This window comes from Vibrio thalassae (genome assembly GCF_900089835.1).
GTDB lineage: Bacteria > Pseudomonadota > Gammaproteobacteria > Enterobacterales > Vibrionaceae > Vibrio > Vibrio thalassae.
In genome coordinates this window covers 1-15,307 of the sequence record NZ_OANU01000141.1, presented here as the reverse complement: position 1 = coordinate 15,307, position 15,307 = coordinate 1, and the positions used below count along the sequence as shown (strand labels likewise).

13 protein-coding genes are annotated in these 15,307 nt (G+C 44.5%); 6 read left to right on the top strand and 7 right to left on the bottom strand.

Going from position 1 to position 15,307, the window contains the following annotated elements; all coding sequences use genetic code 11:
* Positions 1 to 7: 7 nt before the first annotated feature.
* The 6 genes from coaE to nadC form a co-directional block, all read right to left on the bottom strand.
* Complete coding sequence (gene coaE / locus VTH8203_RS22285; protein WP_096995623.1) at positions 8 to 616, bottom strand: dephospho-CoA kinase; 609 nt, start codon at positions 614 to 616, stop codon at positions 8 to 10.
* Between the two features lie 2 nt (positions 617 to 618).
* Positions 619 to 1,488, bottom strand: coding sequence for a prepilin peptidase (locus tag VTH8203_RS22280; RefSeq protein WP_096995622.1), 870 nt, complete (start codon positions 1,486 to 1,488; stop codon positions 619 to 621).
* A gap of 42 nt (positions 1,489 to 1,530) precedes the next feature.
* The gene (locus tag VTH8203_RS22275) at positions 1,531 to 2,757 is read right to left on the bottom strand and encodes a type II secretion system F family protein (RefSeq protein ID WP_096995621.1); all 1,227 of its coding nucleotides are present in this window, start codon (positions 2,755 to 2,757) and stop codon (positions 1,531 to 1,533) included.
* Positions 2,758 to 2,769: 12 nt separating this feature from the next.
* Positions 2,770 to 4,461, bottom strand: a complete 1,692-nt coding sequence (gene pilB, locus VTH8203_RS22270) for a type IV-A pilus assembly ATPase PilB (protein ID WP_096995647.1) — start codon at positions 4,459 to 4,461, stop codon at positions 2,770 to 2,772.
* On the bottom strand, positions 4,461 to 4,940 hold the full coding sequence (locus tag VTH8203_RS22265) for a pilin (protein WP_096995620.1): 480 nt from the start codon (positions 4,938 to 4,940) through the stop codon (positions 4,461 to 4,463). The genes pilB and VTH8203_RS22265 overlap by 1 nt, the downstream gene beginning before the upstream one ends.
* Before the next feature lie 229 nt (positions 4,941 to 5,169).
* Positions 5,170 to 6,060, bottom strand: a complete 891-nt coding sequence (gene nadC, locus VTH8203_RS22260) for a carboxylating nicotinate-nucleotide diphosphorylase (RefSeq protein ID WP_096995619.1) — start codon at positions 6,058 to 6,060, stop codon at positions 5,170 to 5,172.
* 135 nt (positions 6,061 to 6,195) lie between these two features.
* Between nadC and ampD the strand changes: the two genes are divergently transcribed.
* The 5 genes from ampD (at position 6,196) to lpdA (ending at position 14,358) form a co-directional block, all read left to right on the top strand.
* Positions 6,196 to 6,780 carry a 1,6-anhydro-N-acetylmuramyl-L-alanine amidase AmpD gene (gene ampD, locus VTH8203_RS22255; RefSeq protein WP_096995618.1) on the top strand — a complete coding sequence of 195 codons (585 nt, stop codon included), beginning with the start codon at positions 6,196 to 6,198 and terminating at the stop codon, positions 6,778 to 6,780.
* A 385-nt stretch (positions 6,781 to 7,165) separates the two neighbouring features.
* Entirely contained in the window at positions 7,166 to 7,933 is a 768-nt protein-coding gene (gene pdhR, locus VTH8203_RS22250) for a pyruvate dehydrogenase complex transcriptional repressor PdhR (RefSeq protein WP_096995617.1), read from the top strand.
* Between the two features lie 56 nt (positions 7,934 to 7,989).
* On the top strand, positions 7,990 to 10,653 hold the full coding sequence (aceE, locus tag VTH8203_RS22245; RefSeq protein ID WP_096995616.1) for a pyruvate dehydrogenase (acetyl-transferring), homodimeric type: 2,664 nt from the start codon (positions 7,990 to 7,992) through the stop codon (positions 10,651 to 10,653).
* A 30-nt stretch (positions 10,654 to 10,683) separates the two neighbouring features.
* A complete protein-coding gene (aceF, locus tag VTH8203_RS22240) occupies positions 10,684 to 12,603 on the top strand; it encodes a pyruvate dehydrogenase complex dihydrolipoyllysine-residue acetyltransferase (protein WP_096995615.1) in 1,920 nt (639 codons plus the stop codon).
* 327 nt (positions 12,604 to 12,930) lie between these two features.
* The gene (gene lpdA / locus VTH8203_RS22235) at positions 12,931 to 14,358 is read left to right on the top strand and encodes a dihydrolipoyl dehydrogenase (protein WP_096995614.1); all 1,428 of its coding nucleotides are present in this window, start codon (positions 12,931 to 12,933) and stop codon (positions 14,356 to 14,358) included.
* Between the two features lie 97 nt (positions 14,359 to 14,455).
* Here the strand turns inward: lpdA and VTH8203_RS22230 are convergent, their stop codons facing one another.
* Positions 14,456 to 15,076: a LuxR/HapR/OpaR family quorum-sensing transcriptional regulator gene (locus VTH8203_RS22230; RefSeq protein WP_096995613.1), complete on the bottom strand. Its 621-nt coding sequence runs from the start codon at positions 15,074 to 15,076 to the stop codon at positions 14,456 to 14,458.
* Positions 15,077 to 15,196: 120 nt separating this feature from the next.
* Between VTH8203_RS22230 and VTH8203_RS22225 the strand changes: the two genes are divergently transcribed.
* Positions 15,197 to 15,307 (top strand): helix-turn-helix domain-containing protein (locus tag VTH8203_RS22225; protein ID WP_158296086.1); only part of this gene is annotated, 111 nt, incomplete at its 3' end.

Sequence of the window (15,307 nt, the reverse complement as noted above, 5' to 3'; positions counted from 1 at the left end):
GCTATTTTCACCGATTTTGTTCGCATAATGCTAGGTACTTTTGGTGTAATTCTGTGACTTGGGGCAAAAGTTGAGCGTTATCAGTATTATTATCAATCACGTCATCCGCGTGCAATAAACGAGTTTCTCGGTTTACCTGTGCTTTGAGTATAGAACGGGCTTGTGACTCAGGCACCCCATCACGTGTCATTGTTCGGTAAATTTGTGTTTCTTCACAAACATCTACGACCAGAATACGGTCGGCCATGCCTTGCAGACTATTCTCAATAAGAAGTGGCACCACAAATAGAGTATAGGGGCTGGTGGACGCGTCTAATAGGGCTTGCATTCGTTCTCTGATCATTGGATGAAGCAAGTTATTGACCCAAAGCTTTTCGTCCTCGTTAGCAAAAATGCGCTCCCGAAGAGCACTGCGATTAAGAGAACCATCTTCTTGGAGGATTCCAACACCAAAGTGCTGCGTTAAAGTGTCTAGGCCTGCTGAACCTACTTCTACAACTTCTCGTGCAACGAGATCGGCATCGACTAAATCAATAGCGAAGTTATCGTGAAAAAGGTTAGCAACGGTGGTTTTTCCACTTGCAATACCACCGGTAAGTCCAATAACAAATCCCATGATTACATTCCTATATAAGAGACAAGGTAATAATGAATGATTTGTTCTCCCCATAAAGCACTTATCCAACCAGCAATAGCCAAATAAGGGCCAAAAGGAAACGCAACATCAATTCCTTTTTTCTGCATTCGCAATTGAATGAGACCAAACAAAACCCCGACAACGGATGACATTAAAACGATCAGAGGTAAATGTTGCCAGCCTAACCACGCTCCAAGAGCCGCCAGCAACTTAAAGTCACCATAGCCCATTCCTTCCTTACCTGTGAGTAGCTTAAATAGCCAGAAAATAGACCATAAGCAAAGGTAACCAGCCATGGCACCAATGACAGAATCCGTCAACGAAATGGGCGAGATACCCAATAATGCGAGAGCAATGCCTAACCACATTAGCGGCAAGGTAAGCTGGTCCGGCAACAACATGGTATCGAAGTCGATAAACGTAGCGCTGATAAGTAAGAAGGTAAAAATGATTAACGCTAAGCTATATTCGCTGTACCCAAGCTGCAAAGCGACCGCTGCGGACATAGCCGCAGTCAAAAGCTCGATAAGAGGGTAGCGCGCACTTATTTTATGAGTGCAATGATGACATTTACCCTTGAGCAGCAACCAACTAAGTACAGGGATGTTATCGATAATACGGATTGGTGTGTGGCATTTAGGACAAGCTGAGCGCGGTACACTCAGATTAAATTTACCTTCAGGAGGCGTAATCTTGTACTCAGGGAAAGCGTCGGCACACTCTTCACGCCAGCCTCGTTCCATCATTATCGGTAACCGATAAATGACGACGTTTAAAAAGCTGCCCACAATCAGCCCAAAAACAGCGGCAAACGTTGGAAAGAGCCACGGGTAATAAGAGAAAACGTCCATTATTGAATATGAAACCGTAAAATCAGTAAGTTATTGCCTATGTTAGCCTATTACTGACATTAAGTTAAAGATAGGTAAGTACATTGCGATAACTAATCCACCGATTATTGCGCCTAACACAACAATGATGAACGGCTCGATGATTTTTCCTAGATTATCAACAGTGCTATCAACGTCTGCTTCGTAAACCAACGCTATTCTATTGAGCATATCATCCAGTTTACCCGTCTCTTCTCCAATCATAACCATTTGCAGCACCAACTCTGGAAAGGCGCGAGTGTTTCGCATAGCAAGATGAATTGGGGTGCCAGCGGCAACACTGGTATGTATTGAAAGAATGGCGTATTGATAGTATGAATTGTCCGTGGTGTTTGCGCTCGCGTGTATACCTGCGAGTATAGGGACGCCAGAACTAAAACTGGTCGCTAGTGTCCGGCAGAATTTTGCGATGCTAGCTTTGCCGATAAGCTCACCGATGATTGGGACTTTAACCAGAAGTTTGCTGATATAGAGCATAGCTCTCTCACTTTTAGTACAGATCAACTTAAGGCTGGCAACCGATAGGCTAAGTGAAACGATAACGAGCAAACCATAGGTTTGGCTCCAATCAGACAGATCTAGAACTAAGGTTGTAAACCAAGGCAAGTTAGCATTGAATCCTCTAAACATCGATTCAAATTCAGGTATGACATTGGTGAGCATTAAATAAGTGACAGCAATAGACACTATTAGCACCATGCTGGGATAGAGCATAGCTTTCACTATTTTAGCTTGCAAAGCTTCGTCCTTCTCTCGATAGGTTGCAAGTCTATCTAGTGCTGCAGCAATATTGCCCGACGACTCGCCAGTCGCAACCATGTCGACATAGAAACGATCAAAATGTGCACTTGATGTTCGCATTGCATGAGCAAGAGGTACGCCACTTTCTATTTGTAAAACCAATTGATTTAAGGCGGATTTCATTTCTGCTTTAGAATGGCTTTGTGAGATAAGTTTAATCGCATGAACGACGGGAACTCTTGTGTTTAATAAGGTGGCAAGTTGTCTGGTGAATAGCGTGGTATCTCTACGTGTGACCTTATTCGTCATTTTGGTCCAAACTGAAATACGATGACGAGTAATTTTACTAACACGAATATGCTGTAGGCTTAACTGGTTTCGTACTTCAACTTCAGTTAGGGCCAAGATGGTTCCTTTCTTTTTGGCTCCCAAGCGATCGAGGCCTTTCCAGCAGAACTTTTTTAGTGGCATTGGAGTACTATTGGCCATAACACCTCCTTGTTACTCAAAATAGAGTACGCGCTGCAGTTCTTGGTAACTGGTGACTCCAAGACTCAACTTCTCAATACCAGACTGCCTGAGCGTCATCATTTGTTGTGACATCGCGATGACCTGTAATTCTTGAAGACTGGCCTGTTGAAGTACGGCCGTGCTTAATTGGGGAGAGAACACTAAAATCTCGTAAATACCAATGCGTCCAGAGTAGCCTTGGTTGCATTCGGTGCATCCTAGTTCATTCGCTTTATAGATGGTTTTCTCTAAGGGTATATTTAGTTTTTGACGGAGGTCATAGGACAGATTGTCTGGTTGTTTACACAGAGGACACAGACAACGAGCGAGGCGCTGCGCGATAATCAGAGATAACGAAGAAACCAAGTTATGACTCTCAATGCCCATATTCTGTAATCGTGTGATGGTTTCTAGCGCCGAATTGGTGTGCAACGTTGACAGAACTAAGTGTCCCGTTTGAGCCGCTTTTACCGCAATCTCTGCGGTATCAATATCGCGGATTTCTCCGACCATTACGATATCTGGATCTTGACGCAAAAAAGTACGTAAGGCCTGAGAAAAATCAAATCCTATTTTAGGATTAACTTGCACTTGATTGATGCCATCAATGTGTATTTCAACGGGATCTTCTGCCGTGGAGATATTGCGCTCAGGAGTATTGAGTAGATTCAGTCCAGCGTAGAGTGAAACGGTTTTTCCACTTCCAGTTGGGCCAGTTATTAAGATCATGCCTTGTGGCTTATGTAAGGCTTGTAAGTAAAGCGATTGCTGAGCTTGGCTATAGCCTAACTGATCAATACTCAAATTAGCGGATGCCATATCTAAGAGCCGAAGGACGATTTTCTCTCCCCAGACTGTCGGTAATGTTGAGACACGAATATCGGTCGCAATTTGTGGTGATAGTTTAAGCTTGATTCGGCCATCTTGAGGTAATCGCCGTTCGGCAATATCAAGCTTAGCTAGTATTTTCAGGCGAGCAGATAGTCTGCGACTTAATTGACTCGCTGGTTGATGTGCTTCGAGCAGGATACCGTCACAGCGAAATCGAATTCGGTATTGATTTTCGTAAGGTTCAAAATGAATGTCAGAAGCCTTCTTGCTAATGGCTTCTGATAATATTTGATGGATGAATCGACTGACTGGCGCATCATCAAGCATCAAGTCTTCCGATTGTTCAACCTCACTGTCGCTGATTTGAACTAAATTTGCTAGCTCGTCAGAGGTTAACTCCTTGTCTTGTTGGCACCACTGCTTGTGATTCTCGCCATAAATCTTGCGAATGGCCGCTTTAAGGGTTTGATGGTTGACTAGAACCAATTCAATGTTCAGCCCAGAAGCAAACTTAAAATCATTTTCTAATTGAGGCGGTGTGGGATCGCTGACCGCAAGAGTGAGTACGCTGTCTTGCAGTGAAATCGGCAATGCGTTGTACTGCAAGATAATTTCACGTAGTCCTAGCTGTTGGCACAATTCCGAATAGTTCTTGCTTTCCAGTGACCCAATTGGCAATCCAAATAGGTCACTTAACAGGTTTACCAGGTCCAGGGCTTGGCAATATTTGAGCTCAGCAATGCCTTCTGGTACTGAGCAGCCAGATGACATAGACAAGTCATACAAGGCTGCTTCTTGCATTTCGTTAATAATATTGGTCTGTCTCAATATCGAAGGGAGGGTCGATTGGATCATTCTGGTACCGTAGCAGAGACGCTTTCTGAATATCCGCAGCCTTTTGGAAGCACACCCGATGCTTCGCTAGCTGTACTGATACAGCTCCAACCACCTTGGGCATTTCGAGCTAATGCCAGTTTATAGGTGCTAATAGACGGGCTGGCATTGGGGACTTGGTCAAAGGACAAAATAATGTTGCCCGCTCCGTTAACTCCTGCATCCGCTTCGATTGCGTCAATAATAGCGATGGGAAACCCTAAGCGGTTTTTTAAATCAGGCGTGGTCTTTGTATCAGGAAAACTCCCCTGTTCTAGAGTGTAGGCCTCGATATTGGTCCGAAGCCCCGATAGGGTCGCCAAAGCAGAAGCCGCTTCACTTTTTCCAACGTATTTTTGATATTGCGGTAGAGCGACAGCGGCAAGCACGCCAATGACGGCAACCACAATCATCAGCTCGATCAAGGTAAAGCCTTTTTGATTGATTTTTTTATTCATTTTGACTCCTTAAACACCGGGGATGTGGCGACAATAGAAGCATCCTTAAATAGGAGAAAGCGAGTAGTGATTGGCTTACGACCTAGGGCGGATAATTAAAAGAAGGTTTACAAACAATCAGAATAGGCGTGCGGAGTAAGTATCGATTTAAGGCCTAGAACCATATAGGAACAAAAAAGCGAAGCCAAATTGGCTTCGCTTTCATAAGAGTCGTGGGTTGAGAAATAAGCTAGTCTTTAAATCTCATCGATAGATCCATTGCTTTTAGGTGCTTGGTCAATGCTCCGACAGAAATATAGTCAACACCAGTTTCCGCAAACTCAGCGATGGTGTCCAAAGTGACATTCCCTGAATTTTCAAGTGCAGCACGGCCAGCATTAAGTTCAACCGCTTGACGCATCATATCGGTGCTAAAGTTATCAAGCATAATGATATCTGCACCTGCATCGATGGCTTGTTGTAGCTCTTCTAGTGATTCTGTTTCGACTTCAACCGGTTTGCCAGGGTTTAACTGTTTCGCCGTTTCGATGGCTTTATTGATACCGCCACACGCAATAATGTGATTTTCTTTTATTAAATAAGCATCGAATACACCGATACGATGGTTAAAGCCACCACCACAAGCGACGGCATACTTTAATGCACTGCGCAGGCCAGGAATGGTTTTGCGTGTGTCTAACAGTCGGCACTCGGTATGAGCTATTTTTTCAGCGTATTGAGCAACCACAGTAGCACAGCCAGACAGGGTTTGAATGAAGTTCATGGCGTTACGTTCACCCGTAAGTAATACGCGTGCTGGACCTGTAAGAGTGCAAAGTACCTGGTTAGGTTCAACTTTGTCGCCATCTTGAACATGCCAGTCAATAACGACTTCACCGCCCAGTTGCTTGAAAACTTCGTCGGCCCACATTTGACCACAAAAAACGCCGTGCTCACGAGTGATAATAGTGGCAACATTTTGAGTCTCAGCTGGAATTAAATTCGCAGTGATATCAGCTTTGGCATCTAAAGTACCACCGAGATCTTCGCGTAACGTATCGGCCACTGCACGAGTAATTTCTGTTGGAATTTGCTGCTTAAGATATTCGAGGCGCTCTTGACTGTTATGTGTGTTCTTCATCGCTAAAACTGTCTTTGTGGGGTAACAAAGTGGGCATGATACTCTTGCTTGTGCGGAATTTCAGCATCAATTCTCGCATTTTCTTCGTTGTCCGATAAAATCATATCGTCATAGAGTGAGCTGGAATGTCGATGTATGCAAAGAAACAATAGAAATAAAGGTCAAGAAAACCAGAATCTTATTGATGCTCAAGGTTGGTATTGTCATGCGCGCCTCGTTCCGTCTCCTCATTATGATACTCGCTCGGATCCGAGTGATATCTCCTTATTGGTTATTCATAATATCAGTTTACCACCGGGTCAATTTGGCGGTCCTTATATCGAAGACTTTTTCTTGGGTAAGCTGGATGCCTCGGTCCATCCGTTTTTCAAAGTGATAGAAAATCTTCGAGTCTCGGCACATTGCTTGATAAGACGAAACGGTGAAGTGGTGCAGTTTGTTCCTTTTGATGCAAGAGCATGGCATGCCGGTGTATCGAGTTTCGCCGGGCGCGATAAATGCAATGACTATTCAATTGGTATTGAACTTGAGGGTTCAGACTATGTCGCTTACACCGATGAGCAGTACCTCAGTTTACAGCGGCTGACAAATGCCTTGACCCGACACTATCCTCAAATCACGCCATCTCGGATTACTGGGCATCAATATATAGCGCCGTTGAGAAAAAGTGACCCTGGCCTGGTTTTTGACTGGCGTCGTTTTAAAAATGCTCTCTCATGAAGCGATGACAGTTTGAAAACAAAACAAACCCGTGTCGCAACAGATTTATTTTGTTATTCAAATTATTAATGCCTCCGTCTGAAAACATGGCTTCTTTTATTGATGCTGGTCAAGTTTTTTAGCTCAATAAGCAGACTGTTTGTTATTGATTTATAAGTGTTTTTATAGCACGTAATTTTCCCTTTTAGTTTTCTTTATGTAATTGGTCTGACCATGAGTGTTGATGTTTTAATCCATAAATGTTTCACAATGGTTAATGCAAGGCCCGTTCTATGATTTGAATCAATTTTTCACTAGACATCGGTGTTTTAAATGTGTTAATTTTTACGCCAATTTAAAATTGGTAATACCAATTAACTTCGAAAGAAAAAGTAGAATAATAAATATGGCTTATCAAAGGATTCGTCAGCCGAAACTTTCTGATGTGATTGAACAGGAGTTGGAACGTTTGATTGTTGAAGGGACACTTTCAGCAGGTCAACAGCTTCCTCCTGAACGAGAGCTGGCAAAACAGTTTGATGTTTCTCGACCTTCCATTCGAGAAGCGATTCAGCGCCTAGAAGCGAAGAAGCTACTGACCCGCCGTCAAGGGGGAGGTACGTTTGTGAGCGAAAATATCTGGAAAAGTTTCTCGGATCCATTGTTAGACCTTCTATCCTCCCATAATGAAACGCAGCTCGATTTACTCGAAGCGCGTCATGCTATGGAAGGCATTTCTGCTTATTTCGCGGCATTGCGTGGTACCGATGAAGATTTTGCTCAAATTGAAAACTGCTTAAGAACGATTCGCAAAGTACAAGAAACGGATGACATTGAGGCTGAGGCTTCTGCTGTTATGGCTTTTCTGGTTGCGTTAACGGAAGCTGCCCACAATGTTGTGTTGCTTCATATCGTACGAAGCTTAGCGCCATTGCTAGAGCAAAATGTATTACAGAATTTAAAGTTATTGCACCGCCGAAGTGAAGTGGTGGAGAAAGTCAGTAAACACCGAGCTAATATCGTGGAAGCGATTGTTTCTGGAAAGCCTGAAAAGGCGCGTGAAATGTCTCATTCACACTTAGCTTATATCGAAGAAACATTGTTAGATTTGACCAGAGAAGAGTCTCGACGTGAGCGTTCTCTGAGACGAATTCAACAAGATAGTGATTCTTAAAACTAGAAACGCTTACTTTTAATAAGTAGATCCAACCAACAGAAGGAAAGATCGCCATGTCTGACATGAAGCATGACGTAGATGCACTGGAAACTCAAGATTGGCTACAAGCACTTGAGTCCGTTGTTCGCGAAGAAGGTGTAGAACGCGCGCAGTTCCTACTAGAAACAGTTCTAGAGAAAGCACGTTTAGACGGCGTTGATATGCCGACAGGTATCAACACTAACTACATCAACACTATTCCAGCAGCACAAGAACCAGCTTACCCTGGTGATACCACTCTTGAGCGTCGTATTCGTTCGATTATTCGCTGGAACGCAATCATGATCGTATTGCGTGCTTCTAAGAAAGACCTAGACCTTGGTGGTCACATGGCTTCTTACCAGTCTGCAGCCGCATTTTATGAAGTGTGTTTCAACCACTTCTTCCGTGCCCCTAATGAAACAGACGGTGGCGATCTAGTTTATTATCAAGGTCATATCTCACCGGGTATCTACTCTCGCGCATTCGTTGAAGGCCGTCTAACTGAAGAGCAGCTAGATAACTTCCGTCAAGAAGTAGACGGTAAAGGTATTCCTTCATACCCACACCCTAAACTGATGCCTGAGTTCTGGCAGTTCCCAACAGTATCTATGGGTCTTGGTCCTATCTCTGCTATTTACCAAGCGCGTTTCCTCAAGTACCTAAATGGTCGCGGCCTTAAAGACACTTCAGCTCAACGTGTTTATGCCTTCCTAGGTGACGGTGAGATGGATGAGCCAGAATCACGCGGTTCACTGTCTTTCGCTGCGCGTGAGAAACTAGATAACCTATGCTTCCTTATCAACTGTAACCTTCAGCGCCTAGATGGGCCTGTAATGGGTAACGGTAGCATCATCCAAGAGCTAGAAGGTCTATTTAAAGGCGCTGGCTGGAACGTTGTTAAAGTTATCTGGGGTAACAACTGGGATGCGCTACTGGCGAAAGATACGTCAGGCAAACTACTACAGCTAATGAACGAAACTGTAGATGGTGACTACCAAACATTTAAGTCTAAAGATGGCGCGTACGTACGTGAGCACTTCTTTGGCAAGTACCCAGAAACAGCAGCACTTGTTGCAGACATGACAGATGACGAAATCTTCGCGCTTAAGCGTGGTGGTCACGATTCTTCTAAGCTATATGCAGCGTATAAAAATGCGGCAGAAACTAAAGGCCGTCCTACAGTAATCCTAGCTAAGACGGTTAAAGGTTATGGCATGGGTGAAGCGGCTGAAGGTAAGAACATCGCACACCAAGTTAAGAAGATGGACATGACTCACGTACTACACCTACGTGATCGCCTAGGTCTTCAAGACATCCTATCGGATGAGAAAGTAGCGGAACTTCCATACCTAAAACTTGAGGAAGGTAGTGCGGAATACGAATACCTACACGCTCGTCGTAAAGCACTAAAAGGTTACACGCCACAGCGTCTACCTAAGTTCACTCAAGAATTCAAAACTCCTGAACTAGAAGAGTTCGCGCCGCTACTAAGCGAGCAGAAGCGTGACATCTCAACTACGATGGCATACGTTCGTACGCTTAATATCCTGCTTAAGAACAAGAACATTGGTAAGAACATCGTTCCTATCATCTGTGACGAAGCTCGTACGTTTGGTATGGAAGGTCTATTCCGTCAGATTGGTATCTACAACCCACACGGTCAGGAATACACACCAGAAGATAAAGGCATCGTTTCTTACTACAAAGAAGCAACCTCTGGTCAGGTTCTGCAAGAAGGTATCAACGAGCTAGGCTCAATGGCTTCTTGGGTTGCCGCTGCAACTTCATACAGCACCAACGATCTACCAATGATTCCGTTCTATATCTACTACTCAATGTTTGGTTTCCAACGTGTAGGTGATATGGCATGGATGGCAGGTGACCAACAAGCTCGTGGTTTCTTACTAGGAGCTACAGCTGGCCGTACAACACTAAACGGTGAAGGTCTACAGCACGAAGATGGTCACTCGCACATAATGGCGAACACTGTTCCTAACTGTATCTCTTACGACCCAACATTCGCTTACGAAGTTGCGGTAATCATGCAAGACGGTATCCGTCGCATGTACGGTGAGAACCAAGAGAACGTGTTCTACTACCTAACTGTGATGAACGAAAACTACGCAATGCCAGCAATGCCAGAAGGCGCTGAAGAAGGCATCCGTAAGGGTATTTACAAGCTTGAATCTTACGCTGGTGATAAGTCTAAAGTTCAGCTAATGGGCTCTGGTACTATCATGAACGAAGTACGTAAAGCCGCGACTATCCTAAGCGAAGAATACGGCATCGCATCTGACGTGTTCTCTGTAACATCGTTCAACGAGCTAACTCGTGACGGTCAAGACGTAGAGCGTTACAACATGCTTCACCCAGAAGCTGAAGCGAAAGTACCTTACATTGCACAAGTAATGGGTACTGAGCCTGCAATCGCCGCGACTGACTACATGAAGAACTACTCTGAGCAAGTTCGTGCGTTCATGCCTTCTGAGTCATACAAAGTACTTGGTACTGATGGTTACGGCCGTTCTGACAGCCGTGAGAACCTACGTCGTCACTTCGAAGTTAACGCAGGCTACGTAGTAGTTGCAGCTCTTACTGAGCTAGCGAAACGTGGTGATGTTGAGAAATCAGTAGTCGTTGAAGCGATTGCTAAGTTCAACATCGACACTGAAAAAACTAACCCACAATACGCTTAATACAGCGCTTAACTAGAAGGTAAATAAGCAATGGCAATCGAAATTAATGTACCTGACATCGGTGCGGATGAGGTTGAAGTTACTGAAATTCTTGTAAGCGTTGGCGACAAGGTTGAAGAAGAACAGTCTCTTATCACTGTTGAAGGCGACAAAGCTTCTATGGAAGTTCCAGCGTCTCAAGCAGGTATTGTTAAAGAAATCAAAGTGGCGGAAGGCGATTCTGTTACTACTGGTTCTCTAATTATGATTTTCGAAGCAGATGCGGCCGGCGCTCCGGGTGCAGCTGACGCTGCACCTGCTCCTGCGGCTGAAGCGGCTCCAGCAGCGGCTCCAGCTCCAGCGGCAGCGGCTGAACTTAAAGAAGTTCACGTTCCAGATATCGGTGGCGACGAAGTAGAAGTTACTGAAATCATGGTTAAAGTTGGCGATACAGTGGAGGAAGAGCAATCTCTTCTAACGGTAGAAGGCGACAAAGCCTCTATGGAAGTACCAGCTCCATTTGCAGGTACGGTTAAAGAGATCAAGATTGCTGAAGGTGATTCAGTAACCACTGGTTCTCTTGTGATGGTATTTAAAGTGGCCGGCACTCCGGTAGCAGGTTCTGGTGCGCCTACAGCTACTCCTGCAGTTGAAGCGGCTCCAGCAGCTGCTCCTGCGGCGTCTGCTGAAAAAGAAGTTAACGTTCCTGATATCGGCGGTGACGAAGTAGAAGTTACTGAGATCATGGTTAAAGTTGGCGATACAGTAGAAGAAGAGCAATCTCTAATTACTGTAGAGGGCGACAAAGCTTCTATGGAAGTACCAGCACCATTCGCAGGTACAGTTAAAGAGATCAAGATTGCTGCAGGCGACAAAGTAACGACTGGCTCTCTAATCATGACGTTCGTTGTGGCCGGCACTCCGGTTGAAGGCGCAGCACCTGCTCCTGCGGCGGCTCCTGCTCAAGCGACAGCACCTGCTCCAAAAGCTGAAGTTCCAGCGGCGGCACCTGCAACGAACGATTTCCAAGAAAACAACGAATACGCACATGCGTCTCCAGTTGTTCGTCGTCTGGCTCGTGAGTTTGGCGTAAACTTATCTAAGGTTAAAGGTTCTGGTCGTAAGAGCCGTATCCTAAAAGAAGACGTTCAAAACTACGTGAAAGATGCGCTTAAGCGTCTTGAGTCTGGTGCTGCGGCATCTAGCAAAGGCGGTGACGGCTCTGCTCTTGGTCTACTACCTTGGCCGAAGGTTGACTTCAGCAAGTTTGGTGAGACTGAAGTTCAGAAGCTTTCTAAGATCAAGAAGATCTCTGGTGCTAATCTACACCGTAACTGGGTGATGATCCCGCACGTTACACAGTGGGATAACGCGGATATCACAGCTCTAGAAGCATTCCGTAAAGAGCAAAACGCTATCGAAGCGAAGAAAGATTCAGGCATGAAGATCACGCCACTTGTGTTCATCATGAAAGCGGTTGCGAAAGCACTAGAAGCCTTCCCTGCGTTTAACTCTTCTCTATCAGAAGATGGCGAGAGCATCATTCTTAAGAAGTACGTGAACGTTGGTATTGCTGTTGATACGCCAAATGGTCTTGTGGTTCCAGTATTCAAAGATGTGAACAAGAAAGGCATCTATGAGTTATCTGAAGAATTGATGGTAGTGTCTAAGAAAGCACGTTCAGGTAAGTTAACTGCGGCTGACATGCAAGGTGGTTGTTTCACTATTTCCAGCTTAGGTGGTATCGGTGGTACGGCGTTTACTCCTATCGTAAATGCACCTGAAGTCGGTATCCTTGGTGTATCTAAGTCTGAAATGAAGCCAGTGTGGAACGGTAAAGAATTCGAGCCACGTCTGCAACTACCTCTATCTCTGTCATACGATCACCGCGTGATCGATGGTGCAGAAGGTGCACGTTTCATTACTTATCTAAACAGCTGCCTAAGCGATATTCGTCGTCTAGTACTGTAAGATACATTTCCCTCTCTCGCTCCCCCTTTGACTAGGGGGAGACGTTGTTGGTTGATAGCTTCTTCAAACAAATCGCGCTTCATTTATTGGCAAGCGGGCAGAGGGAAAACAAATTCATACAACATTTCCAACGTGAACTGTTGTCTAGCTCACAGGCTAAATTGATTTACTTTTCACACCATTAACATCTCTGTAAAATGTTGGCGGTCTGAAATCATAATTGTTTAAGTTATTTGTTTAATAGAACGTCTGTTTAAAACGAAGTCTAAGCATATAAAAATCAATACCCACTCAGCCTGTTAGGGATAATGACTACAAGAGGTCAAAATGAGCAAAGAAATTAAAGCCCAGGTGGTAGTACTTGGTGCCGGTCCTGCTGGTTACTCCGCTGCATTCCGTTGTGCCGATTTAGGCCTAGAAACCGTTCTTATTGAGCGTTATAGCACGCTAGGTGGTGTGTGTTTGAACGTGGGTTGTATCCCATCTAAAGCACTACTTCACGTGGCTAAAGTTATCGAAGAAGCAAAAGCGCTTGCTGAGCATGGCATCGTATTCGGTGAACCACAGACAGATATCGATAAGATTCGTCTTTGGAAAGAAAAAGTAATTAACCAACTCACTGGCGGTCTTGGCGGTATGGCTAAGATGCGTAAAGTTAATGTGGTTAATGGTTTTGGTAAGTTTACTGGCCCTAACTCAATTGAAGTTGAAGGTGAAGACGGTAAGACGATTATTAACTTCGATAACGCTATCGTTGCAGCGGGCTCTCGCCCAATTAAACTGCCATTTATTCCACATGAAGACCCACGTATTTGGGATTCAACTGATGCACTAGAACTAAAAGAAGTACCAGGAAAGCTGCTTATTATGGGCGGCGGTATCATCGGTCTAGAAATGGCAACGGTTTACCACTCTTTGGGGTCTCAGATTGATGTTGTAGAAATGTTTGACCAACTTATCCCTGCTGCGGATAAAGATATGGTGAAAGTCTACACCAAGCGTATTAAGAACAAGTTTAACTTGATGCTTGAAACCAAGGTGACAGCAGTTGAAGCGAAAGAAGATGGTATCTACGTTTCAATGGAAGGTAAGAAAGCACCTGCTGAAGCTGAGCGTTACGATTCAGTACTTGTGGCTATCGGTCGTGTACCAAACGGCAAACTGCTTGATGCAGAAAAAGCAGGTATTGAAGTCGATGAGCGTGGCTTTATCAATGTTGATAAGCAAATGCGTACTAACGTGCCTCACATCCATGCAATCGGTGATATCGTTGGTCAACCAATGCTTGCTCACAAAGGTGTGCATGAAGGTCACGTAGCAGCAGAGGTTATCTCTGGTAAGAAGCACTACTTTGACCCGAAAGTGATCCCTTCAATTGCTTACACTGAGCCAGAAGTGGCTTGGGTTGGTAAAACCGAGAAAGAAGCGAAAGCAGAAGGCATCAACTACGAGACTGCAACATTCCCATGGGCAGCATCAGGTCGTGCAATTGCCTCTGACTGTGCAGACGGTATGACTAAGCTTATCTTCGATAAAGATACTCACCGCGTAATTGGTGGCGCTATTGTTGGTACTAACGGTGGGGAACTGCTTGGTGAAATCGGTCTAGCAATCGAGATGGGTTGTGATGCAGAAGATATCGCATTGACTATCCACGCTCACCCAACGCTTCACGAATCTGTTGGTCTTGCTGCAGAAGTATTTGAAGGCACTATTACTGATCTTCCAAATGCAAAAGCGAAGAAAAAGAAATAATTTCTAAGAAGACAAAAACGGCCAGTACAAAACTGGCCGTTTTTTATGGATACTATTTTAAATGAAACCCTTGAATATTTATGCTCAAGGGCAGTTTTTAGTGGTGACCATCTTTCCCATAGATGCAAACCATATCCATGTAGCAGTCGGTAAGCGATTTAATAGATTCACCATTACTACTCCGATTGGCTTCAATAAAGATTGAATAGCAAATACCATGGAATAGGTTAGTGAGATGCTTGGTGCTGTGTCGAGAGCAGACTTCACCACGTTCAGTAGCTTTGATGAACATGTTTTCAATCAGTGCTTGGCTAGTTTTGTTCGATGAAACAAACAATGGCCAAACCTCATCACGAGTAGATGTACTCCATTCGAACCATACCTTGTTCCAGTGACAGTCTTCGGTCACCATGTCTACTACACCATCAAGGATGTTGGTGAGGTTTTCTTTGATGTCGACATCAAGGTCAATGGTATTTGATAGGAAGTTAGAATATTGACATACGACGTGGTTGAGCACTTCATCAACTAGATCCTCTCGTGTTGGGAAGTAGTTGAATACCGTTGCTACTGAAACTTGTGCAATTTCTGCGATATCCGCATGACCACCGCGACCAATGCCGCGTTTGGCGAATACTTCTAGAGCAATCTCCATCAATTGTAACTTGCGCTTTTGTGGAGATAAGCGGGTTCGAGGTCTTTTAACTATTGAGTCCATAATTATTCCTTGCCAACGTTTGTTGTCAGCGCCGATGTAAAAATGACCCACTAACGCCGATTTAAAATTGACCCACCTGAGGCAAACTATCCGTTCGTAAAATGGACAAAGCGGCGGATTATGATCAATCAGGAGCAACTAGTGGAAATACACGTTTTACATCAGCAAGGGCAAAGCATCCGCTGCATCGCGCGAGATTTAGGTATCTCTAGAAATACCGTTCGCACTTAT